This is a genomic window from Mycobacterium sp. 1165196.3, from assembly GCF_001673415.1.
Classification (GTDB): Bacteria; Actinomycetota; Actinomycetes; order Mycobacteriales; family Mycobacteriaceae; genus Mycobacterium; species Mycobacterium europaeum_A.
The window spans coordinates 33188-55770 of the sequence record NZ_LZLU01000119.1 but is presented as its reverse complement, the minus strand read 5'-3'; the positions used below and the strand labels follow the sequence as shown (position 1 = coordinate 55770).

Annotated in this window: 19 protein-coding genes and 2 pseudogenes; 8 read left to right on the top strand and 13 right to left on the bottom strand. The window is 70.1% G+C overall.

The window, feature by feature from the left end:
• Positions 1-456, top strand: a pseudogene (locus A5659_RS13150) (NAD(P)H-hydrate epimerase); the annotation flags it as partial.
• 198 nt (positions 457-654) lie between these two features.
• Here the strand turns inward: A5659_RS13150 and A5659_RS13145 are convergent.
• The 3 genes from A5659_RS13145 to glmS all read right to left on the bottom strand — a co-directional run bounded on the left by A5659_RS13145 (position 655) and on the right by glmS (position 4337).
• Positions 655-1335, bottom strand: a complete 681-nt coding sequence (locus A5659_RS13145; RefSeq protein ID WP_066866354.1) for a rhomboid-like protein — start codon at positions 1333-1335, stop codon at positions 655-657.
• Between the two features lie 104 nt (positions 1336-1439).
• Positions 1440-2342 carry a DUF4436 domain-containing protein gene (locus A5659_RS13140; RefSeq protein ID WP_067181629.1) on the bottom strand — a complete coding sequence of 301 codons (903 nt, stop codon included), beginning with the start codon at positions 2340-2342 and terminating at the stop codon, positions 1440-1442.
• A gap of 120 nt (positions 2343-2462) precedes the next feature.
• On the bottom strand, positions 2463-4337 hold the full coding sequence (gene glmS, locus A5659_RS13135) for a glutamine--fructose-6-phosphate transaminase (isomerizing) (RefSeq protein ID WP_066866322.1): 1875 nt from the start codon (positions 4335-4337) through the stop codon (positions 2463-2465).
• Between the two features lie 538 nt (positions 4338-4875).
• Here glmS and A5659_RS13130 point away from each other — a divergent pair.
• From A5659_RS13130 to A5659_RS13115, 4 genes are read left to right on the top strand one after another with little or no spacing between them, the layout of a single operon-like run.
• The gene (locus tag A5659_RS13130; RefSeq protein WP_067181625.1) at positions 4876-5073 is read left to right on the top strand and encodes an Rv1535 family protein; all 198 of its coding nucleotides are present in this window, start codon (positions 4876-4878) and stop codon (positions 5071-5073) included.
• A 25-nt stretch (positions 5074-5098) separates the two neighbouring features.
• Positions 5099-5938 (top strand): dienelactone hydrolase family protein, encoded by an 840-nt coding sequence (locus A5659_RS13125; protein WP_067181622.1) that lies wholly within the window; start codon positions 5099-5101, stop codon positions 5936-5938.
• Positions 5939-5970: 32 nt separating this feature from the next.
• Complete coding sequence (locus tag A5659_RS13120) at positions 5971-6321, top strand: ester cyclase (RefSeq protein ID WP_066866316.1); 351 nt, start codon at positions 5971-5973, stop codon at positions 6319-6321.
• Between the two features lie 38 nt (positions 6322-6359).
• Entirely contained in the window at positions 6360-7403 is a 1044-nt protein-coding gene (locus A5659_RS13115) for an LLM class F420-dependent oxidoreductase (RefSeq protein WP_067020131.1), read from the top strand.
• A gap of 4 nt (positions 7404-7407) precedes the next feature.
• Here the strand turns inward: A5659_RS13115 and A5659_RS13105 are convergent.
• From A5659_RS13105 to eccCa, 9 genes and pseudogenes are all read right to left on the bottom strand, one after another.
• Positions 7408-8698 (bottom strand): annotated as a pseudogene (locus A5659_RS13105) (hypothetical protein).
• A gap of 3 nt (positions 8699-8701) precedes the next feature.
• Complete coding sequence (locus A5659_RS13100) at positions 8702-9025, bottom strand: hypothetical protein (protein WP_067181614.1); 324 nt, start codon at positions 9023-9025, stop codon at positions 8702-8704.
• Positions 9026-9075: 50 nt separating this feature from the next.
• The gene (glmM, locus tag A5659_RS13095) at positions 9076-10422 is read right to left on the bottom strand and encodes a phosphoglucosamine mutase (RefSeq protein ID WP_066866308.1); all 1347 of its coding nucleotides are present in this window, start codon (positions 10420-10422) and stop codon (positions 9076-9078) included.
• Between the two features lie 150 nt (positions 10423-10572).
• Positions 10573-11028, bottom strand: coding sequence for a 30S ribosomal protein S9 (gene rpsI / locus A5659_RS13090; protein WP_197497998.1), 456 nt, complete (start codon positions 11026-11028; stop codon positions 10573-10575).
• Positions 11029-11123: 95 nt separating this feature from the next.
• The gene (gene rplM / locus A5659_RS13085; RefSeq protein ID WP_066880449.1) at positions 11124-11567 is read right to left on the bottom strand and encodes a 50S ribosomal protein L13; all 444 of its coding nucleotides are present in this window, start codon (positions 11565-11567) and stop codon (positions 11124-11126) included.
• A 246-nt stretch (positions 11568-11813) separates the two neighbouring features.
• Complete coding sequence (locus tag A5659_RS13080) at positions 11814-12116, bottom strand: WXG100 family type VII secretion target (protein ID WP_156748984.1); 303 nt, start codon at positions 12114-12116, stop codon at positions 11814-11816.
• A 9-nt stretch (positions 12117-12125) separates the two neighbouring features.
• Entirely contained in the window at positions 12126-12440 is a 315-nt protein-coding gene (locus tag A5659_RS13075) for a WXG100 family type VII secretion target (protein WP_067181611.1), read from the bottom strand.
• A 44-nt stretch (positions 12441-12484) separates the two neighbouring features.
• Positions 12485-13714 (bottom strand): type VII secretion-associated protein, encoded by a 1230-nt coding sequence (locus A5659_RS13070; RefSeq protein WP_067181608.1) that lies wholly within the window; start codon positions 13712-13714, stop codon positions 12485-12487.
• A complete protein-coding gene (gene eccCa, locus A5659_RS13065) occupies positions 13711-17361 on the bottom strand; it encodes a type VII secretion protein EccCa (RefSeq protein ID WP_067181605.1) in 3651 nt (1216 codons plus the stop codon). Before eccCa ends, A5659_RS13070 begins: the two co-directional genes overlap by 4 nt.
• 159 nt (positions 17362-17520) lie before the next feature.
• Here eccCa and eccD point away from each other — a divergent pair, with 159 nt between their 5' ends.
• The gene (gene eccD, locus A5659_RS13060) at positions 17521-18903 is read left to right on the top strand and encodes a type VII secretion integral membrane protein EccD (RefSeq protein ID WP_066866279.1); all 1383 of its coding nucleotides are present in this window, start codon (positions 17521-17523) and stop codon (positions 18901-18903) included.
• Positions 18900-20213 carry a type VII secretion-associated serine protease mycosin gene (gene mycP, locus A5659_RS13055; protein WP_066866277.1) on the top strand — a complete coding sequence of 438 codons (1314 nt, stop codon included), beginning with the start codon at positions 18900-18902 and terminating at the stop codon, positions 20211-20213. Before eccD ends, mycP begins: the two co-directional genes overlap by 4 nt.
• Here the strand turns inward: mycP and eccB are convergent.
• The gene (gene eccB / locus A5659_RS13050; protein ID WP_066866350.1) at positions 20178-21557 is read right to left on the bottom strand and encodes a type VII secretion protein EccB; all 1380 of its coding nucleotides are present in this window, start codon (positions 21555-21557) and stop codon (positions 20178-20180) included. The genes mycP and eccB overlap by 36 nt on opposite strands.
• Before the next feature lie 121 nt (positions 21558-21678).
• On the opposite strand from eccB, the gene A5659_RS13045 reads away from it, so the two are divergent.
• On the top strand, positions 21679-22581 hold the full coding sequence (locus A5659_RS13045; protein WP_197497996.1) for a cutinase family protein: 903 nt from the start codon (positions 21679-21681) through the stop codon (positions 22579-22581).
• Positions 22582-22583: the final 2 nt, after the last annotated feature.

Here is a 22583-nt window from a genome sequence, read left to right as displayed (position 1 = left end):
CTGCCCGACGGCGCTTTGATGCGACGCGCGGCCTACGGGCTGGCCACCGAGATCATCGGCGAGTTAGCGGCGCGCACCGGCGGGGTAACCGGGCGACGTGTGTGCGCGGTCATCGGCTCCGGAGACAACGGCGGAGACGCGTTGTGGGCGGCCACCTTCCTGCGCCGTCGCGGCGCGGCCGCCGACGCGATCCTGCTCAACCCGGAGCGCACCCACCGCAAAGGCCTGGCGGCGTTCCGAAAGGCCGGCGGTCGCGTCGTCGAAAGCGTCTCGCCGACAACCGATCTCGTCATCGACGGCGTGGTGGGCATCTCCGGCTCCGGAGCGCTGCGGCCCGCCGCGGCCGAGGTGTTCGCCGCCGTCAACGATGCCCGAATCCCGGTGATCGCCGTCGACATCCCCAGCGGCATCGACGCGGCGACCGGCGCAATCACCGGCCCCGCCGTGCGCGCCGCTAACTCGCCGATGATCTCGGTGGCCAGCCCGTAGGCCGCGCGTCGCATCAAAGCGCCGTCGGGCAGGCTGGCCAGCAGTGGCGCTTCGGCCTGGCGGATCGCGTCTACCGAGTAGTAATGCCGCATCAGAGTCAGATTACGTGGCACCGTCGCGGGGGCTTGGCGCCCACGGTTTTTCGGTTGCGCGCGGGCGCCGGCATCAGCTCGGGGTGGCCGGCGGCACGCGGCGGCGCACGATGCCCCGCAGGCGCGCCGGACCGAGCTGCCGGCTGCCCTTGGAACGCGTGCGCGTCATCGGGTAGAAGCACAGGCCGATCAGAATCGAGGTGAAGTGCCCGATGGCGGTGAAGTTCAGTTCGTTACCCATGGTGATCAGCGGGAAACCGAAGATGACGAACAGCACCCCGAGATAGCCCCAGCACCATGGCCGGGCGATGTGGTAGGTCAGCACGGCCATCACGCCGACCAGAAAATAGCTGACCCCGATGTCGCGGGCGTGCACCAGCCGTTGCGGGGCGTCATGGTCCTCGATCGCGAAGTAGAGGATGCCTTCGCTGATGTAGGTGGCCAGGATGTGCGAGCTCAATCCCACTGTGAGCCAGCGCAGCTGGCCGAGCCAGTGTTCGGCCGGCGCGAGAAACAGGGTGAACAGCAGCAGGTAGGGCTCGAAGTTCTTGCCGTCGATCCACAGCAGGCTGGAGAACAGGACATCGAGCGGATCCCTGCCCAGTTCGTGAATGTTGGTGGAGCGGTGCAGCAGTACCGAGTGCAGCTCCCTGCCGGTGAGATGGGTCTGGATGATCGTGGTGATCATCAGCACCAACAACCAGCCATAGGTCAGCGGCGCGCTAGTGACGTAGTGCCAGACCGCCAGCGTCATGCTGCGCACTCGCCTGCGAACCGATGGATGCGCCACGACTCAACCTTCGCACGCGGGCCGCGGCGCCGGACAGCTTCGGCGGCAAACACGCCGCCGGCGTCCGGCTACTTGGCCGGTGCCGGTTCCGCCGGTGCGGGCGCCGGTACCGCCGGTGCGGCGGCGGGCGGCGGCTTCAAATGCCGCCACCAGCAGCCGATGTAGAGAATCATCGAGACCGCCAGCGCGACCAGCACCCAGATGACGACGGTGATGTCGACCCAGCTGCCGAACGGCGGCGAGCCGGGTAGCGCGTTGCGCAGCGGCACCACCGCGAACAGCATCGCCGCGTACCAGGTCGTCATCGGCGGCTGAAACGGCCGCCGGTCGCGCGCCGTCTGAATCGCCACGACGAGGGCCAGGCTGGCGATCGTGATCAGCACGCCGAGGATGACGATGGCGAACGCCGCGGTGCTCAGCGAGCGCCGCACGTTCAGCCGGTAGGGACCGTCCGCCTGGGACCTGGTGGCGGACAGCCGCCACCCGGACAGGTGGTCGACGAAGGTCACCGGCACATGGTCGGGCGCCCGGTCGGTGTCCGGGCCGTAGAAGATTTCGACTTCGATCGGCCCCGAGCGATATTGGTCGAAGGGCCACCGCTCGATCTGGCCCGCGATGGTCAGCGGGACCGCCATCAGGCCGGGCAGCATGCCCTTGGTCCAGGTGTGCCGGGACGGCATCGCCGAGGAACGCACGCGCAGGCTCAGATCGTCCTTGAGGTGGTGGGTTTTCGGGTCCAGCAACGCCGATCCGGGATTGAATGCCAGGTTGACGGCGAGCACGCTGTTGTTGGACTGGATGTCTTCGACGTTGATGATCGCCGACGGCTTGTCGCCGTCGACGGCCGGAGCGGCGACGTCCAGACGTCGTCCGGTACCGCTCTGCGCGTACATCGCGACGGCTACCACGTATGCCGCGAGGATGAGGACGACAAGACCTACGACGCCGTACTTCGTGCCGGCCGATCGCATACTTCCTCCCGTACGGACGTAGCCCAACCCACCTGCCGCAAAAGCTTTCCCAGGGCAATGTAATGGATCGGCTGCGTATTCGCCGGTGATACGGAGGAAGCGGCGCGAGCTGCTTCGCGCCTATTCGACGGTGACGGACTTGGCCAGGTTTCGCGGCTTGTCCACGTCGTAGCCGCGGGCCTGCGCCACCGACGCGGCGAACACCTGCAGCGGGATGGTCGACAGCAGCGGCTGCAAAAGCGTTGACACCGACGGGATTTCGATCAGGTGATCGGCGTAGGGGCGCACGGTGTCGTCGCCTTCCTCGGCGATCACGATGGTGATCGCGCCGCGCGCCTGGATCTCGCGGATGTTGGACAGCAGCTTGGCGTGCAGCACGGCCGACCCCTTGGGGGACGGCATGATGACGATGACCGGCAGATCGTCCTCGATCAGCGCGATCGGGCCGTGCTTGAGCTCACCGGCGGCGAACCCCTCGGCGTGCATGTAGGCCAATTCCTTGAGTTTCAGTGCACCTTCGAGCGCCACCGGGTAGCCGACGTGGCGGCCCAGAAACAGCACCGTCGGGGACTGGGCGAACTGGTAGGCCAGCGCGGCCACCGGCTTGATGGTCGCGATCACCCGCGCGACGAGGTCCGGCATCGCTTCCAGCTCGTGGTATTCGCGCTGCACCTCGTCGGGGTACTTGGTGCCCCGGGCCTGCGCCAGCGCCAGCCCCACCAGATAGTTGGCGGTGATCTGCGCCAGGAACGTCTTGGTGGAGGCCACCCCGATCTCCGGGCCGGCCCGGGTGTACAGCACGGCGTCGCACTCGCGCGGGATCTGCGAGCCGTTGGTGTTGCAGATGGCCAACACCTTGGCCTTCTGCTCCTTGGCGTGCCGGACCGCCTCGAGCGTGTCCGCGGTCTCGCCGGACTGCGAGATGGCGACCACCAGGGTGCTGCGGTCCAAAACCGGGTCGCGATACCGGAATTCGCTGGCCAGCTCGACCTCGACCGGCAGCCGCGTCCAGTGCTCGATCGCGTACTTGGCCAGCAGCCCGGAGTGATAGGCGGTGCCGCAGGCGACCACGAACACCTTGTCGATCTCGCGGAGCTCCTGATCGGACAGGCGCTGTTCGTCGAGGACGATCCGGCCGTCGACGAAGTGTCCCAGCAGGGTGTCGGCCACCGCGGCGGGCTGCTCGGCGATCTCCTTGAGCATGAAGTACTCGTAGCCGCCCTTCTCGGCGGCGGCCAGGTCCCAATCGATGTGGAACTCGCGGTATGCCCCGGGCCCCAAATCCTCGTTGCCGTCGAAGTCGGTGATCCGGTAACCGTCCGCGGTGATCACCACGGCCTGGTCTTGGCCGAGTTCGATGGCGTTGCGGGTGTGCGGGATGAACGCCGCCACGTCGGAGCCGACGAACATCTCGCCCTCGCCGATGCCGATGACCAGCGGGGTGGAGCGGCGGGCGGCGACGATGGTGCCGGGTTCGTCGGCGTTGGCGAACACCAGCGTGAAGTGGCCGTCCAGGCGGCGCAGCACCGCGAGCACCGACGCGGCGAAATCGCCCGCGGTGTCGCCGTGCCGATACGCCTGCGCCACCAGATGCACCGCGACCTCGGTGTCGGTGTCGCTGGCGAACTCGACGCCCTGGGCCTCTAGTTCGTGGCGCAGGTTGGCGTAGTTCTCGATGATGCCGTTGTGGACCACGGCGATCTTGCCGGCGGCGTCGCGGTGCGGGTGCGCGTTGCGGTCGGTCGGACGACCGTGGGTGGCCCACCGGGTGTGGCCCAGACCGGTGGTCCCGGTCAGCGACGACGGCGGCATCTGGGCGACCGCCTCTTCCAGGTTGGCCAGCCGGCCGGCGCGACGGCTGATCGTCAGCGTGCCGTCACCATTGGCCAGGGCGACGCCAGACGAGTCGTAGCCGCGGTACTCCATCCGGCGCAGCGCGGCCATGACGACCTCGCAGGCGGGCTGCTGCCCGACATAGCCGACGATTCCGCACATTCTGAACAGGGTAGTGCAGGCGCGGCACCGACCCCGCACTCCGCGGCCGGGGTTGGGCCGCCCACCTGCGCAAAGGGCCGGCTGTGACCTTGCCCTACCGCCGGTTCTGGTTCCGCCGCCCATGAGCCCGGCGCCCTGGGCACCTCCGCCATTCACTCAACCGTCATAAACGGCGGGAACATTTTTCACCCGGTGTATTTGTGACGGTTTCGTGTCGGACCAACGTCCGCGGGACACATCGCCCTAATATTTGAAATGTCAGCAAAGGATGGAAATAACCGGAAAGCCGCGGAAGGACGAGCTGCTTGAAGCCAGACCGATCACGATCGCACAGCTTGTCGGCCACGCAGCCGCGGTCATCCGTTTGCAGTAGGGATTTCATTCGGTATCAGTCAGATGATCTGGCTACCTGGGACCACGCTTTTAGCCGAGCAATGAATTTTTGTTGTCAGTGGTTGTTAACCGGGAATTGTGCAACGGGTCGTATTGAGATGCGTAACTTTCTCCGACCGCCCGCCGGGCGCCATGGGAGGCAATCATGACCGCAGTTCGCTACGACGACGTGGTGCCCGCCGCGACGGCGTCGGCAGCCACGCAACCGGCCTCGCCGCGCCGGCAGCCCGCGGCCAGTCCCACGGACCCCTTGATGGCCATGACCACCCGCTTGCTGTCCATCCCGCTGCATCAGCTCTACGCGGCGCTGTGGCGGGTGGGTGTCCTCGAGGTCAGGGCCTAGCCGAAGGATGCGCTAACGTCAACGCGTGGCCCGCATCCGCAAGCTCGTCGCAGCTCTCAGCCGCCGTGGTCCGCATCGGGTTTTGCGTGGTGACCTGGCCTTTGCCGGGCTGCCGGGGGTGGTGTACACCCCCGAGGAGGGGCTGAATCTGCCCGGGGTGGCGTTCGGCCACGATTGGCTCGCCGGTGCGGCCCGGTATTCGAACCTGCTCGAGCACCTCGCGTCGTGGGGCATCGTGGCCGGCGCGCCCGACACCCAGCGCGGCCTGGCGCCGTCGGTGCTCAACTTCGCCTTCGATCTGGGCACCGCCCTGGACATCGTCTCGGGGGTGCGCCTGGGCCCCGGCAAGATCAGCGTGCATCCGGCCAAGCTCGGCGTGGCCGGTCACGGTTTCGGCGGCTCGGCGGCGGTGTTCGCCGCGGCCGGCATGCCGGCCAAGCCCGCGGCGGTGGCGGCGATCTTTCCGAGCGTCACCAGTCCGCCGGCCCAGCAGCCGGCCGCGACGCTGCAGGTTCCCGGGGTGATCTTCGCCGCGCCGGGCGATCCGAAAGCCCTGAACTCGCATGCGTGGCCGCTCGCCGACGTGTGGGACGCGGCGACGCTGCGCATCGTCAGCAAGGCCGAACCCGATGGCCTGGTCGAGGGACGACGGCTGACCAAGGTGGTGGGTCTGGCCGGACCGCACCGGCGCACGCAGCGGTCGGTTCGGGCGCTGCTGACCGGCTACCTGCTGTATGCGCTGGCCGGCGACAAGAAGTACCGTGATTTCGCCGACCCCGACGTGCACCTGCCGCGCACCGACGCGATCGACCCCGAGGCCGAAGCGATTCCCACGGAAGACAAGATCGTCGCCCTGCTGAAGTGAGAAGGCGCAGCCGACGGGGTAATTGCCCCGGTATGTCGACCGTGCAAGCGCTCTACGACCGCTGGATCATCGAGCTGTGGAACGGCGCGCCCATCGCGCCCGAGATCGTCACCGACGACTTCGTGGGTCATTGGCCGGGCCGGGAGGTCTGCGGACCCCAGGAGCTCGCACAGATGGTCGAGCAGACCCGAAACATGTTCTCGGACTTGAGTTTTGCCATCGAGCTCGGCCCGCTGTGTGACGGTGACCTGGTCGCGGGCCGCTGGGTGGGCACCGGCCTGGGCCCGGACGGACCGGTCTCGTTCACCGGCAACGACATCCTGCGCCTCGCCGCCGACGGTCAGCGGTTCGCGGAGTACTGGACGGGCACTTCGGCGGGCTGACGGCCTTGGGCCGCGCGGCAGCGTGGTAAGTGTCAGTGATGAGAATCGGGATCGCTCTGAACTATTCGGGCGGCTTTCACGAGGCCGTGGATCGCGTGGTCGAACTCGAGAAGTCCGGCATCGAGGTCGCGGTGGTGGCCGAGGCGTATGCCTTCGACGCGATCAGCCAGCTGGGATACCTGGCCGCCAAGACCAACTCGGTCGAGCTGGCCTCCGGGGTGTTGCCCATCTACATCCGCACCCCGTCGCTGCTGGCGATGACCGCCGCGGGGCTGGATTACGTGTCGGACGGGCGTTTCCGCCTCGGCATCGGCACCTCCGGGCCGCAGGTGATCGAGGGGTTCCACGGCGTCCCGTTCGACGCCCCGATCGGGCGCACCCGCGAGATCGTGGAGATCTGCCGCAAGGTGTGGCGGCGCGAACGCGTGCAGTACGACGGCAAGCACTATCAGCTGCCGCTGCCCGCGGATCGCGGCACGGGATTGGGCAAGCCGCTGCAGCTCATCAATCACCCGGTGCGCGAACGCATTCCGGTCAGCATCGCCGCGCTGGGGCCCAAGAACGTCGAGCTCACCGCCGAGATCGCCGAGGGCTGGCAGCCCGTCTTCTATCTGCCGGACAAGGCCGACTCGATCTGGGGCGAGTCCCTGGCGGCCGGTGCCGCCAAACGCGATCCCGCGCTGGGGCCGCTCGATGTGATGGTGCACGCGTCGCTGGCCATCGGCGAGAACCTCGACGAGCGGCTGGCCTGGGTCAAGCCGCAGCTGGGCCTCTACATCGGCGGGATGGGCGCCAAAGGCCGCAATTTCTACCACAATCTGGCGACGCGCTACGGGTTCGGCGAGGTCGCCGACCGGATCCAGGAGCTGTACCTGTCCGGCCGCAAGCAGGAGGCCATCGACGCGGTGCCCGACGAGTTGGTGCGCGGCATGTCGCTGATCGGCCCGCGCGGATACGTCGCCGAACGCATGGCCGCCTTCGCCCAGGCCGGGGTGACCACGCTGTTGGTGAACCCGCTGTCCACCGACCGGGCCGAATCCATGCGCTTCGTCGAGGAGGCTTTGCGGCTGCGGCCCGTCTGAGCGGTCATTGCCCCGCCTGCGGAAGCTGGTCGGCGGCAATCTCGCACGGCGTTTTCGCCTGGTCGGCCTGCGGCGCCGGCTCGGCGGCGGTGGTCTCGGCGGTGGGGGCGGGCTGCTCGGGCTGGCCGGCCAACTCATCGATGCGGTGGGCGGGCTGATTGGATCGGCGGGTGACGGGCCGGACGGCGCGGACCCCTTCACCGACGGTGGCGAGGATGGCTTGGACGAAACCCCGTTCCACCCACAAGATCTCGAGGACGCCGACGCCAAGGCGCCCACCGCACGATGAGTTGGCCGGCCAGCCCGAGCAGCCCGCCCCCACCGCCGAGACCACCGCCGCCGAGCCCTCCGCCCAGATCGCCACCACCGAGTCCGCCGCCCAGGTCACCGAGTCCGCCCAGGCCGTCCGCCGGCATGCCCAGGGCATCGCGGATCCCGGCGCCCCAGTCCGCGGGAGGCGGCGGCGCGGCAGCGACGGGCGCCGGCGCCGGACTCACCGAATCCGGTGCGGCGGTGACCGGTACGGGCGCGGCGGTGAGCGGCGCGGCGGCGGCCAACGTCGGTGCGGGTTGCGCCGGCGGGGCGAGCGGCACCGGCGCAACACCGGTTCCGAGATCACCGGGAAGTTCGAAGCGCGCCGTCGGGACGGCGGCCATCTTGTCGATGACCATGGCGTAGGACGTGTCGACCCCGTCCGACGCCGACCGCACCGCGGTCAACCAGTCGTTGCGAATGTCGTTGTCCACGTAGGGCATTACCTGCTGGCGGATCACGTCCGCCGGGCCGTCTCGATCCCCGGCCATGACGGCGGCAGCGGCGGCGAGCCATGCCGGCCGGTGGGCACGCACCCGGTCGTCGACGGTGATGACGGTCGCCACCTCCGAATCGACCAGGTACCACAGGTTGTCGCGGAGTGACTCGTACCGTTGGGCCGCCGCGCGCAGTTCGCTGGCAACGGCGTCCGCGGCGTCGCAGTGCCGTTGCAACAGCTGCACCGCGGCGTCCCCGCCCGGGCCCGTCCACGCCGCGGCCAGCTCGGCCACCTGGGCGCGCTGCATGCGCAACGCTTCGGCCGCCACCACGCCCGCCGCCCGCAGCTCCGCACAGTCGCGGTCCAGCGCGCGCAGGTCCAGGCCGTCCTCGCCCGCATACCACTCCCGGACGCGGGCGGGATGCGTTGTCAGATCAGCGTTTTCGTAGCCCAACGCATGACAGGCCTGCACATAGGCCTGGGTGTGCTCGACAAAATCCCGGCCCTCGGCGAGCCGGGCGGCCACGTCCAACCGGTCGGCCATCGGCTAGGCGATCCGCGCCGCGGCATACAGGTCGGCGTCGGCGTAGCGTTCGGCGCTGGACCGCAGCGCGACGGCGATCTCCCCCGACGCGCGCCCCCACTGCGACACCTGCGCCACCAGCCGCTCGACTTCGACGCGCAGGGCGTCACCGCGCGCGGTGTGCGCCCGCCCCGCGGCGGCCTCGCCGAACGCCAGCCTGGCCAGGTGATCGCTCACCGCGCGGTCGATGAAGTCGGCCGCCATGGCGAATTGATTGGCGACCCGCTGTGTGGCCGGCGCGTCGAACCGGGTGACGGCAAAGGGTCGTGTTCCCCCAACGGATTTCATGCCTTATCCGACGCCCGCCGACGCGGCGGGGTTCCGCTGGGTTAGGAGATCTACAGCGCGTCGCTGACCGCTTCGGCGACCCGGGTGGCGATCCGCGCGGCGGTGTCCTTTTCCGGCGCTTCCACCATGACGCGGATCATCGGTTCGGTTCCTGAGGGGCGCAACAGGATTCGGCCGGTGTCGCCCAGCTCGGCCTCGGCCTGCCCGAGGGCGGTCTGAACCGCGGGCGCGCTGGCGGCGGTGTCCTTGTCGGCGACGGTGACGTTGATCAGTACCTGTGGCAACGTCTGCATGGCCGAGGCCAGCTCGGCCAGCGACGAGCCGGTCTGCACCATGCGGTTCATCAGCCGCAGGCCGGTGACGATGCCGTCACCGGTCGAACCCAGCGCGGGCATCACGATGTGCCCGGACTGCTCGCCGCCCAGGCTGTAGTCGCCGGCCCGCAACTCCTCCACGACGTAACGGTCGCCAACACCGGTGGTGCGCACCGTGATTCCCGCCGAGCGCATGGCCAGGTGCAGGCCCAGGTTGCTCATCACGGTGGTGACCAGCGTCTTGGACGCCAGCTCGCCGGCCTCGTGCATCGCCGTCGCGAGCACCACCATGATGTGGTCGCCGTCGACCAGGTTGCCTCCTGCGTCGATGGCCAGGCACCGGTCGGCGTCGCCGTCGTGCGCCAGGCCCAGGTCGGCGCGGTGCGCGACGACCGCCGCGCGCAGCGAATCCAGGTGCGTCGACCCGCAGTTGTCGTTGATGTTCAGGCCGTTGGGGTCGGCGTTGATGGCGATCACCCGGGCGCCGGCCGCGCGGTAGGCGCGCGGGGCCACCGCGGAGGCCGCGCCGTGGGCGCAGTCCACCACCACGGTCAAGCCGTCCAGGCGCAGGGTGCTGGCCTTGCTCAGGTGGCGCAGGTAGCGGTCGGCCGCGTCCTCGGCGTCGATCACCCGCCCGATCCCGGCGCCAACCGGGCGCAGCCCGGGATCGACAGGGACATCAGCCAGCAACGCTTCAATGTCATTCTCGGTGCCGTCGTCGAGCTTGTGGCCGCCGGGGCCGAAGATCTTGATGCCGTTGTCGGGCATCGGGTTGTGCGACGCGGAGATCATCACCCCGAAGTCGGCGTCGTAAGCGCCGGTCAGGTAGGCGACCGCGGGGGTGGGCAGCACCCCGACTCGCAGCGCGTCGACGCCCTGACTGGTCAACCCCGCGATCACCGCGGCCTCCAGCATTTCGCCGCTGGCCCGCGGATCGCGGCCGATCACCGCGACCCGCCGCCCTGGTGCCGGCGCGCTCGCCAGGTGCCGCGCCGCCGCCGAACCCAGCGCCAGCGCCAGCTCGGCGGTCAACTCGCGATTGGCGACCCCACGGACACCGTCGGTGCCGAATAGTCGACCCATGCGAACAAACCTCTCACAGTTGTCGGGCTAGCACCTAACGTGCCCGTTCCTTTGTGAATGAAACCGGCCATGCCGGGGCGCAGACACGCCGCAACCGGCCACAACTTGTGCACCGCGATGCCAAGTTGTGGCCGGATAGCGATCGCTCGATCAGCGCTTGCTGTACTGAGGCGCCTTGCGGGCCTTCTTCAGGCCGTACTTCTTGCGCTCGGTGGCACGCGGGTCACGGGTGAGGAAGCCGGCCTTCTTCAGCGGCGGCCGGTCCTCGGGCTGCGCCAGGATCAGCGCCCGCGCGATGCCCAGCCGCAGCGCGCCGGCCTGCCCCGACGGGCCGCCGCCGTGCAGCAGCGCGTAGATGTCGAAGCTGTCCACCCGGTCGACGGTGACCAGCGGGGCCTTGATGAGCTGCTGGTGCACCTTGTTGGGGAAGTAGCCCTCCAGGGTGCGGCCGTTCAGGTTGAACTTGCCGGTGCCGGGCACCAGGCGCACCCGCACCACGGCCTCCTTGCGGCGGCCGACGGTCTGGATGGGCCGGTCGAAGACGAAGGACTCGGCGGGCGCGGCGACTTCGGCGGTCTCGGAGGCCTCCACCGGGGCCTCGGTCACCTCGGCGACCACTGTTTCTTCTGCGACTTCTGGGGTGTCCGGGTTCTCCGGGTTTTCGGGGTCTTCGGGGTTTTCCAAGGCCTCGGTCGTTTCGGTCACTGGGCCACCTGCTTGATCTCGTACGGGACGGGCTGTTGTGCGGCGTGGGGGTGCGTCGGGCCGGCGTAGACGTGCAGCTTGCGCGCGATCTGGCGGGCCAGCTTGTTCTTGGGCAGCATGCCGACGATCGCGTCCTCCACGACCCGGTCGGGGTGCTTGTCCATCAGCTCGCGGATCGTCCGGCTGCTCAGACCGCCGGGATACCCCGAGTGGCGGTAAGCCAGCTTCTTGTCCAGCTTCTGGCCGCTGAACGCGACCTTGTCGGCGTTGATGACGATGACGTAGTCACCGCCGTCGACATTGGGGGTGAACGTCGGCTTGTGCTTGCCGCGCAGCAGGGTGGCTGCCGCGACGGCAAGGCGGCCAAGCACCACGTCCGTGGCGTCGATGACGTGCCACGACCTCGTGGTGTCACCCGCCTTTGGCGTGTACGTAGGCACAGCGCTTACCTTCTTTTCTCGAGGTGGATCCCGGTATGAGCCGGGGGCCGGTCAGGCGTTCGCGGTAAGGGCTTGGTCTCGGCGACCGACATTGACCCGAGGCCCCGGCGTACCGCACGCCAACGGAGCAGCTTACCGACCGGCGTCCCCGCAGGTCAAAATGACTGTGTGGTCCCGACGGCTCTCCCCCGTCAGGACCACACAGTCTCACGGCGCGGCTCGAACCGCGCGGTGTCCCTTCGGCCGCTACCGCGCCCAGCTGCCGGCGGCCCGGCGGTCGGCGTTGGCCACCTCTTCGGCGCCGTCGCGTACCGCGTTTCCCAGCTCGGCCAATATCTCGTTGAGCGCCGTCGCCGACTGATGCCATTTCAGCTGTTCGGCCTGGTAGGCGGTGGCCGCTTCGCTGGTCCAGAGTTGCCGCAGCGGTGCGATCTGCGAGCTCAGCTCGTCGAGCGCGGCGTTGAACCGGGCAGACGTGGCGTGGATGTCCTGGCGCACCGAGTGTTCGATTTCGCCGAAGTTATAGGAAAGCACCGGGTCCACGGGGATCCTCTCTCCTCACAGGTTTCCGCCGGCGGCGGCGATGTGGTGTGCGTGGTTATGGCCGGCCTCCTGCAGGGTGGCGGCGTTGTGCCGAATGGTGCCGGCGATCGTGCTCAGCGCGTGGTAGAGCCTCAGCGACTCGGCGTTCCAGCGGTCCATCACGTCCTTGAAGCGCGCGGCCGCCAGCCCGCCCCACGCCGAGTGCGGCACGCCGTTCATGCGGCCGACGAATGCCTGCAGCATCGCCCGGATTTCCTCGTTGCGGACGTCGGTGGTACCCGCGACCGACCGCATCAGGTCGAAGTCGGCGCTCAGTGCATTTCCGGACATACCAATTTCGACCTGCGCCGTGGCCCTTTGGTTCCACCGAGTTTTCAGCCGATCGCGTGGGCCGATCGCACCGCCTGTTCGCAGGCATCGCGCACGGTGTTTTCGTCGCCGGGCCGGCTCTGGCAGCCGATGCTGATCCGGACCGGGCCGTCCAGCAGCACGGTCCAGCGCACCTGATGGCCGGCGCGCACCTCGCGGTACGTCACCGCCGGTCGGCCGGCGCTGGTTGCGGACGGGTCGAAGTCGACGAATACGCCGGGGGGCTCGGCGTCGATCGCGCGCTTCAACCGGTCCGCGGTGCCGTTCAGTGTCTCGCCCGCTACCGGGGACTGGGTGATGTGCAAGGCGACGTCGGGATCCGTCGGGGACGTGACCTGTACGCGCGCCGAGCCCGGCCCGCTGAGCACCCGTTGCGTCGACCAGGTCGTCGGGACCGACAGCGCCACCCGGCCTTCCACCAGAAAGGTTGTGGGCGCGGTTGCCACCGGTTTGGGCGCCGCGGCGCCGGGCCGGCCCCTGGTCAGCGCCGTCGGCGCCGCCGCGGCGACGACGATCAGGGCCGCCCCGAGCGCGCTCAGCGTGCGACCGCGCCATCGGACGGCGCCGGCGGATGGGCCGGCAGCCCGCGCGGGGCGGGCGGGCCGTGCGAGCCGGACCAGCCGGATGTCGTTGATCTGGTGAGTGTTCGGGCTTTCCGGTCCGGTTCCGCGCACCGCGTCGGCGATCAACGTCGCCAGCGCCGACGCACCGGTGACGGTGCTCGGCGTGTCGATCAGCACGGCCGCGGGGGCCATCCCGGCGACGATGTCCGCGACGTCGTGGGCGACGGACTGCGGTTCGGCATTGCGCGGTACGGCGGTGACCTCACTGGTGGTGATCGCCACCAGTCGCTCGGCGATTTCGACCACCACGGTCGCGTCCGGCGCGGCGCCGGACGCCTGCATCAGCAGCGACGACCGCGTACGCGTCCGGACCTCGCCCGCCACGGCGGCACCGGCCGCGCGCACCACCCCCAGCCGCGCGGCCGACCACCACGACGGATGCACGACCACCAGCGCCTCGCAGTGCCCGCGGATTGCCGATCGCAGCGCGGTTTCCCACAGCGCGTCAACGGCCACCGGGCGCTCCCCCACCAGCGCCACCCGGTCGTCTATCGCATCCAGCGCGGCCCGCACGGTGTCGAGCGACTCGGCATCAACGACAGTGCCTGTGGCGCAACATAATCGGCGGATGGTGCCCGGGCCGGCTTCGACGATCGCGGGATGCTCGTTCATGGCGGGCTCCAGGCGACCTGGACGAGTTCTTCGCCACCGCCGCGAGTGGTCAGCACGCCGCGGCCCGGCGGCAATCTCAGCGACTGAGTGGAACCGAACGACCCGCCGTCGCCCGGGCATCCGCTCATCGTCAGCGTCGTGCAACCGAGGTCGCGCAGGCTCGCCAGCAGTGGCTCGAACATCGCGCGCTCGAGGCCGCCGCTGCGCCGGGCAATGACCAAATGCAATCCCAGATCCGCCGCGTACGGCAAGAATTCGACGATCGGCCCCAGGAGGTTGCCCGCCGGGGTGGCGACCAGGTCGTAGTCATCGACGATGACGTAGAGCTGCGGTCCGGACCACCAGGTGCCGCTGCGCAATTGGGCCTGGCTGGCGTCGGGCGGCGGCATCCGCGTCCGCAGCGACTCGAGCAGGTTTTGCAGCGATACGGCCAGGGCGGCGGGTGACATCGCGTAGCCGTCGAGATGGTCCGATTCGACGACACCGAGCAGGGTGCGGCGAAAGTCGACGAGCAACAGCCGGGCCTGCGTGGGCGTCCTCGTCCGCACGATCTCTCGGCACAATGTCCGCAGCGTGGCGGTCTTGCCGCACTCGTTGTCGCCCAGCACGAGCAGATGCGGCACTCGTGCGAAATCGATTGCCACCAAATCTAATTCCCGCTCCCGCAGACCCAGCACCATCGGCGCGCCCGGATCCGGTTTCGATCCGCGAACGATATCCTCGCGATCCACCCGCAGGGGCAGTAGTGGTATCGGCGGGGCGACCGACGCACCGGCGGGGACCTCGGCGATGGGCGCGGCGATCACCATCTGCAGGCCCTCGGGGGAAAGACCTCGGCCCGGTCTGTCGCGCGGCACATGCTGCGCGGCCCGGCGGTCGATTTCGGAATCGGCGGGGTCGCCCAGCCGTAACTCGATGCGGCTGCCGATCTGGTCCCGCAGCGAAGGCCGGACCTCGGCCCACCGCGTTGCCGACAACACCAGGTGCACGCCGAACGAAAGCCCGTGGGCCGCCAGCGCGATGATCGGCTCCGCCAGTGATTCGAATTCTTGGCGCACGCTCGCCCAGCCGTCGATGACGAGGAACACGTCGCCGAACCGATCGTCGCTCATGCGCCCCTGGCGGTATTGGGCGATCGAGGCGATGCTCTGCTCCCGAAACAGCGCTTCGCGGCGACGAATGACCGACTCGCATTCGGCGACTATCCGGCCGGCCAGCCGGGGATCCGCGCGTCCGGCGACCGCGCCGACATGGGGCAGCGCGTGCACCGTCGACAGGGCCCCGCCACCGAAATCCAGGCAGTAGAACTGCACCTGCCCGGGATCGTGCGTGGCGGCCAGGGCGGTGATGAGCGTGCGCAGCGCCGTCGACTTTCCCGCTTGGGGCGCGCCGACCACGGCCACGTGGCCTGCGGCCCCGAACAAATCGACGATCAGCGGTGTCCGGCACTGATCGAAGGGGCGGTCGACGCTGCCGATGGGCACCGTCAGGCGTCCCGGCATGCGGTCGGCGTCGGCCAGTAGGGTCTGCAGCGCCGGTGCCGGCCCGAGTGGGGGCAGCCAAACCCGGTGCGCGGGCGGGCCTTGGCCGGACAACCGGTCCAGGACGGCGTGCGAGATGTTCCTTTCGGGCTTCCCCCTCGCCGTGACGGCCCGGGCGACGGCACCGGTGGCGCCGGTGCTGAACACCCGCACGCCACCGGCCGTCGCGACGGGGACCCGAGCCGGCGTGTACGTGGGCAGCGGCGCCGAAACGGAGGCGGCCTGGAAGCGAATCGGTTCGCCGCCGCTCACTCGCAGGAAGCCGCAACCGGGGGCGCTTGGCAATCGGTAGGCGTCGAGGTTGCCCAGCAGGGTTTGGGATTCGGCGGCCGACAGCGTCTTCAGGCAGAGTCGATACGAGAGGTGGGCGTCCAGCCCACGTAGCCGGCCCTCATCGAGGCGCTGGCTGGCCAGCAGCAGGTGCACGCCCAGCGACCGGCCCAGACGGCCGATGGCGACGAACGTGTCAGCGAAATCGGGTTGCTGGCTGAGCAATTCGGAGAACTCGTCGACGATGACGAACAGCGTGGGCAGCGGGGGCAACGCCGCACCGGCCGCCCGCACGCGCTCGTATGCGGTGACGCTGACGCAGCCCGCCGTCCGCAGCACTTGCTGGCGGCGGTTCATCTCGCCGGCCAGGGCCTCGCGCATCCGGGCCACCAGCGGCGCGTCGTCGGCCAGGTTGGTGATCACCGCCGCCACATGCGGGGCGCTCGCATAGTCGAGAAACGTTGCGCCGCCCTTGAAGTCGACGAGCAGCAGGTTCAGCGCCTCCGGCGAATTGTGGGCCATCATGCCCAGCGCGATGGTCCGCAGCAGCTCCGACTTGCCCGACCCGGTGGCGCCGATGCACAGCCCATGTGGGCCCATCCCTCCTTCGGCCGACTCCTTGACGTCCAGCTCGATGGGCGCACCCTGCGCGGTGATTCCGATCGGTACGCGAAGGCGGTCGCGGTGGCGTTGACCGCGCCACAGCGTGGCCGGGTCGAAACGGTCGGGATCGGAAAGCCCCGTCAGCTCCGGCCAATTGGGGCCCGCACCCCTCGAGCTGTCCGCGTGCGGATGGTACCCGGCCAGCCGGCGGGCGCAAACCAGCGCGTCGATGGGCGACATCTGGTCGGGGCACCATCCCGGCGCCGGTGGGTCCGGCGCCGGGATGCTCAGCGGTGCGCCCTCGCGGGCGTTGCCCACGCCGAGGATGGTCGCGCCGACGATGGGGCCGGTGCCGTCGGCCAGATCGGTGACCACCACCACGTGGGCTCCTTGCACCGCGGCGAGCGCGCGCCGTGCCTGCGCACCACCCGAATAGACCATCCGCGCCGGGCCCACCGCGTCGGCATCGGTCGGATGTTGGTTGTGCGGCAGCCATTTCAACCAGTCCCAGCGCTCGCGGTTCTCATCGTCGATGGCGGCGGCGATGAGGACTTGATCGGGTGCGTGCAGCACCGCGAGCTGGCAGACAATCGCCCGCAGTAACCCGCGCGCCTCGGCCGGGTCGCCGTCGACCCGCACCACTGCCCCGCCCCGAAGGTCGATCACGACCGGCGCGCGGATCGTCGCGTGCGCCTCCAGGAAGCGCCGTAGCGCCAGCGCGGTGACCGGATCGCGATGCTGCGGCGGAGGAAGCGACGGCGCGACCAATCGGCGAGCCAGTGGCTGGGGGCCAACGCCCATGCGCACGAGGCCGTATTCGGCACCGTCCGGTCGCCGCTCCCACATCCGCGGACCGCCGATCAAGGTCCACAGCGTGTCGGGATCGGGATGGTCCCGGATCGACGAGTAATGCTGTGCCGCGGCGATTTCGGACACGGACCGGCTCAGCCCGCTCAGGTAGTCGAGGTATTGGTCGCGGTCGGCGTCGATGCCACCGCCGCGACGGCGGGTGCCACCGGTCAGCGCGGTCAGCACGGCCGAGACCAGCATCATGGCGGGAAATGCCAGAAACATGGGAGTGCGGGCCGGACCGTTCCCGGCACTGAGCACGGCGGCCATCAGGCCCATGCACACCAGGGACAGCACCACGGGAAGTAGCCGCGGCAACAAGCCCGATGCTGCCGCGGGCGGGAGGCCCGGCGGTGCGTCAACAACGATCTCCGCGGCCGGCATCCCCGACACCGCCGGCAAACTCTGGGTCACCTCATCCCCTTCCCGGTGCGATGACGGTAAGTAGCACCGACATCGGCGACAAGTCACCTGTGGACAGCCGGACACCGCAACGCTCGAACCCGGTTATGTTGTGCCTCAGTCCGACCGAAGGGTTCGCCGTTGCCTGCAATCGATACCGGGCTGCGACGCGTCTGCGTGCATTGGCAGACCGCAGCCGTCGATGTCGCCCTGCCCGCCGAAATCCCTGTCGCCGTGTTGCTTCCGTCGATCGTCGACCTCCTCGGTGTCGACTGCCCCGACGGCGACGCCGTGCGCTACCGCCTGTCGCCGCCGGCCGCGGCCGGCTTGGATCCGTCGATGACGCTGGCCCAGCACGGCATCGCTGACGGTGCGACCCTGCTGCTGAGCAGAAGCACCACACCGTTGCCCGGCCCCCGTTACTTCGATGTGGCGGACGCCGTCGCGGCCGCACTCGACCCGGCCACCGAGCCGCACCACGAATCCTTGCACCGGCACGCGGTCCGCCTGATCGGCGCGGCGGCGGCGATGCTGTTGGGTGCGGCCGGAGGGCTGGTGATCCTGCGTAATGCGTTGGGCGGCAATGGGCGCCGTGATGCTGCCACGACCGCCGTATTGCTCTCGTCCGCTGTCCTCACCCTTGGGCTGGCGACCATCGCGCACCGCGGCCATGGGGACCGGACCGCCGGGCTTGCGCTGAGTGCGATCGCGACGGCGTTCGCCGGGCTCGCCGGATTCGTGGCGGTGCCGGGTGCGCCCGGCGTTCCCCACGTCTTGCTGGCCGCAGCGGCGGCCGGGGTCACCTCGGTGGTGGCGATGCGCGTAACAAGCTGCAGCTCAGTCACTTTAACGGCCGTCTCGTGCTGCACGGTGGTGATCGCGCTGGCGGCGTTGGCGGGTATGATCGGCGGGGCGCCATTGTGCGCCATCGCCTCGGCGGCGGGGGTGGTGTCGCTGGGCCTGCTCTCAGTGGCGCCGCGCGCATCGATCACGCTGGCGGGGTTGGCGCCCCGGCTGGGAACATCCGGGGTGCCCAAGACCGACCCGGGCGACGCGGCCGTGTGCCGCCAAGCGGTGCGCGCCGACAGCTGGTTGACGGGTCTGCTGGCGGGATTGTCGGTATCGGCCGCCCTGGGAGCGATCGCCACCGTGCTCGCCGGAGCGCCGCGCCTGTCGTGCACCGCGTTCGGCACCCTCACCGCCGCGCTGTTGCTGCTGCGCTCCCCGTCCGCCGACATCAGACGAACGCTGGTGTTCGCGATCAGCGGAATCGTCATCGCCGCAACGACATTCGGCGTGACCGCCGCGCGCGCGGCGGTGCACGTACCCTGGGTCGCGGCCGCAACCACGGTGTCGGTCGTCGTGGCCATGTATTTCGGGTTCGTCGCCCCGGCGCGGCCCGCCTCGGCCGTCGTGCGCCGCGGTGTCGGACAACTGGAATGGCTGGCGCTGGCCGCGATGGTTCCCCTGACCTGCTGGATATGTGGACTCTACGGCGCGGTCCGCGGTGTGAGCCTCCGATGATGAGCCCGCGCGCCGGTCGCCTGCTGACGGTGTCGGCGCTGACGCTGGCGGCCGCGCTCGGAAGCCCGACGGCGCAGGCTGTTTCGCCCCCGGACGTCGACGACAGGTGGTTGCCCATACCGGCGCGGCCGGCGCCCCCGTGGCCGACCACACAACGCGAGGTCTGCGCCACGCTGACTGCCGACTCGGGACCGGGCCGCAACCGACCGGCGAATCTCGGCGACCTGTCGGCGGTGTGGCAACTCAGCCGCGGCACCGGACAGCGGGTCGCGGTCATCGACACCGGCATCTCGCGACATCGGCGACTGCCCGATGTGGTGCCCGGGGGTGACTACGTATCCACCGGCGACGGCACGCAGGATTGCGATGCGCACGGCACTCTGGTGGCCGGAATCCTCGCGGCCACAACGGAGTCCAAGTCCGACGGTTTCAGCGGGGTGGCACCGGAGGCCACCTTGATCAGCATTCGCCAGTCCAGTGCCAAATTCACCCCGACCGGCGACCGATCCCGGATCGGGGTCGGCGATGTCGACACCATGGCGAAGGCCGTCCGGACGGCCGCCGACCTGGGGGCCTCGGTGATCAACATTTCCTCGGTGGCGTGCACACCGGCGGCCCAGGCGCCCGATGACCGTGCGTTGGGTGCCGCACTGGCTTACGCCGTCGACGTCAAGAATGCCGTCGTCGTGGCCGCGGCGGGCAACACCGGCGGCGCCGGACAGTGCCCGCCCCAACGTGGCGATGCCACCTGGCAGACCCTCACGGTGACCGTCAGTCCCGCCTGGTACGACGACTACGTGCTGACCGTCGGGTCGGTCAAAGCCGACGGGACGCCCTCGCCGTTCACCCTGGCCGGTCCCTGGGTGGATGTCGCCGCGCCGGGTGAGGCGGTGACGTCACTCGCGCCGGACCCGGTGTCCGGCACTAGCTATGCCGCCCCGATGGTCAGCGGGCTGGCCGCGCTGATCCGCGCTCGCTTCCCGGCGCTGACCGCCCGCCAGGTGATGCAGCGCATCAAGGCGACGGCGCGTCATCCACCCGCGGGGTGGGATCCCCTCGTCGGCAACGGCACCATCGACCCGCTCGCCGCGGTCAGCGCCGGCACCGGCGCACCGGCCGACAGGCCCGCCCCATCGCCGGCGCCCGCGCCGATCGCAGCGCCGGCGCCGGTCGGGCCGCGCGATTCCCGCGCCCGGGACACTGCCCTGCGTGGGGCCGCGATCTGCCTGGTTGTGCTGACGATCGCGGTGGCCGCCGGGGCCGCCCGAGGCCGCCTACGGCGAGCCCGCGACCGCATCGCGGGCGATTGAGGCGTTCCGCCGGCTCAGCTCCGGGCCGGCCGGCAACAGCGTGAGCAGCGGCCACGGCGCCGGCGCCGCGTCGGTGAGACCGAGGTCGCGCGCGGCGTCGTCGTCGTGAACGGCGAACCGGACGCCGGTGTCGGTGATCAGGTAGCGGGTGCCGGCGCCGTCGCCCGCCCGCACGTAGGCGCTTCGCCCGGCCGGAACGTACGCGGCGTCCAGCGCGGGGCCGTCACCGTCGGCTTGCGCCAAGGCCACCGGCGTCCGGCCGGCCGGGATGGGCAGCCCGGCCTCCGCCATTAAGGCGACGCCGGTTCTCTTTCCCTCCCAGCTGGCGCACAACGTGCCGGCGGGATCTGAGAACGTCGGCGGCCGGTCGGGAAAGAGGGCGACCGGCAGCTCGGTGACGACGGGAGCGGACCGGATGGCGTCGGGGGCGACGGTGACGGCGTTGGTCGTGCCCTGCGGGTTGCTGAAGCGCAGCAGGTCGGCGGCAACCTGGCCGATGCGTTGCACCCCGGCGACCAGCACCGCGTAATACTCGTCGCCGTCGGCGCGTGTGATGCGAAGCACACTGCCGACCGGAAGCCCGGGCAGTCCCGGCGCCCTGGTGCCGCTGCCGCGGATCCGCGGCGGTGCGATCGGCGGCACCTCCGGCACGGCGTTCAGCAACGCTGGCGAGACGGTCACCGGCGCCCGGCGCTCGAGGCGCAGCGCGCGCACGACAGCAGCGTCGTCGAGGTTCACCAGCGCGCGGTGGCCGTCGTAGAGCAAATAGGCCGGCGAACCCGCGGCCGTCGCCACCAGGATCGCTTCCCCGCCGGTCACCCGGTGCGCCGGTGGCGCCTCGGAGCGTGGGCCGATGATGACGGCCGTGGCGGTGCTGGCGTCGGTGCTAGCGCATATCGCCCAATCCGTATCGTCCGGGGACAGCGGCCTGCCCAGAGACTCCGGCGCCCCCGGAATGCCCAGCAGCGGACCGCGTTTGGTGGCGCTCAAATCGGAATCGGTGACCGGCTGGGGGTTGGCGGCCGTCGCCGCGATGAGCCGGGCCGAAGCCAGGTTGAGCACCGGATGCCAGACGTCGCCCACCCGGACGAAGAGGGCACCGGATTCACGGCTCATCACGATGCGCGCGCGGTCGAGCGCCACGTGCGGTCGCAGCACCGCCAGCAGCGCGCAGCCGGCCAAGGCGACAGCGGTGACTACACATCCGCACAGCAGCGATGCCCGGCGCCCACGCGAGCCGGGCCAGGCCGCCCCCACCCCCTCGCCCAACAGCGCGCCTTCGACGCGCCGCAGCAAATATCGGTGAGCGCTGACCTGCACCCACGTGGCCAGCCGAGGCGGCACGAGATCTCCCCATCCGATGAATCCGTCGACGCCCACGCTACGGCGCCGTTTCGCACCGTCAGAGCGGTTATCCACAGGTCGCGGGCGTTTCGGTTGACCAGAAATTGGGTAAAATCGCCCGGTGAAAACTCACCGCACACGTACCCTTCGGGCGGGCACCGCGCGGTCAGCAGGCCGCTTGCTCGGTCTGGGTGCGTCTGCCCTGGTTATCGCCGCTGGCCTGCTCGCAACCCCCGCCGCGGCGCCCACGGCCTCCGCCGACGACTGCCCGGACGTCGAGGTCATCTTCGCCCGCGGCACCAACGAGCCCCCCGGCCTGGGCCGGGTCGGCGACGCGCTGGTCGACTCGCTGCGCCAGCAGACGGGCGGCCTAAACATCCTGCCCTACGGGGTGAACTACGCCGCCAGCAAGCTGCAGCTGCACGGCGGCGACGGCGCCAACGACACCATCGACCGGGTCAAGAAGAGCGTGGAGAAGTGCCCCAACACCAAGATCGTGCTGGGCGGCTACTCCCAGGGCGCCTCCGTGATGGACATCGTGGCCGGGGTCCCCATCGGCGGCATCAGCTGGGGCAACACCCTGCCCGCGCAATACGCCAACGACATCGCCGCCGTCGTGACCTTCGGTGACGTGGCCGACCGCGCCGGAGGGTCGCTACCCACCAAGAGCGCGATGCTGGGCTCCAAGGCCGCCGACTATTGCAACCCCAACGACCCGATCTGTCACGCGGGCGAGGGCAACGAGTGGAGCGGGCACACCGAGGGCTACGTCCCCGTCTACACCACCCAGGCTGCGGCGTTCGTCGCGCAGAAACTGGCGGCCGCCGGCCTGGGCCAGCAGTCACCCGCCTTCGGTCCGCCCCTGGGCCCCGGCTACGGCCCGCAGCAACCCGGCTACGGCCAGCAGTCGCCGGTTAACGGGCAGACCCCCGGTTCGGGCCCGTCGATTCACGACGGGGGTCCGGGGCCCGCAACCGGCCCGGTCGTCCCGACCACGGCCGCACCGCAAGCACCTCTCGTCTAAAT

Coding starts and splice junctions, on each gene's coding strand:
- A5659_RS13145 (WP_066866354.1), bottom strand. CDS start 1,335: ATGACGCTGGCGGTCTGGCACTACGTCACTAGCGCGCCGCTGACCTAT.
- A5659_RS13140 (WP_067181629.1), bottom strand. CDS start 2,342: ATGCGATCGGCCGGCACGAAGTACGGCGTCGTAGGTCTTGTCGTCCTC.
- glmS (WP_066866322.1), bottom strand. CDS start 4,337: ATGTGCGGAATCGTCGGCTATGTCGGGCAGCAGCCCGCCTGCGAGGTC.
- A5659_RS13130 (WP_067181625.1), top strand. CDS start 4,876: ATGACCGCAGTTCGCTACGACGACGTGGTGCCCGCCGCGACGGCGTCG.
- A5659_RS13120 (WP_066866316.1), top strand. CDS start 5,971: ATGTCGACCGTGCAAGCGCTCTACGACCGCTGGATCATCGAGCTGTGG.
- A5659_RS13115 (WP_067020131.1), top strand. CDS start 6,360: ATGAGAATCGGGATCGCTCTGAACTATTCGGGCGGCTTTCACGAGGCC.
- A5659_RS13100 (WP_067181614.1), bottom strand. CDS start 9,025: ATGAAATCCGTTGGGGGAACACGACCCTTTGCCGTCACCCGGTTCGAC.
- glmM (WP_066866308.1), bottom strand. CDS start 10,422: ATGGGTCGACTATTCGGCACCGACGGTGTCCGTGGGGTCGCCAATCGC.
- A5659_RS13075 (WP_067181611.1), bottom strand. CDS start 12,440: ATGTCCGGAAATGCACTGAGCGCCGACTTCGACCTGATGCGGTCGGTC.
- A5659_RS13070 (WP_067181608.1), bottom strand. CDS start 13,714: ATGAACGAGCATCCCGCGATCGTCGAAGCCGGCCCGGGCACCATCCGC.
- eccCa (WP_067181605.1), bottom strand. CDS start 17,361: ATGCCGGCCGCGGAGATCGTTGTTGACGCACCGCCGGGCCTCCCGCCC.
- mycP (WP_066866277.1), top strand. CDS start 18,900: ATGATGAGCCCGCGCGCCGGTCGCCTGCTGACGGTGTCGGCGCTGACG.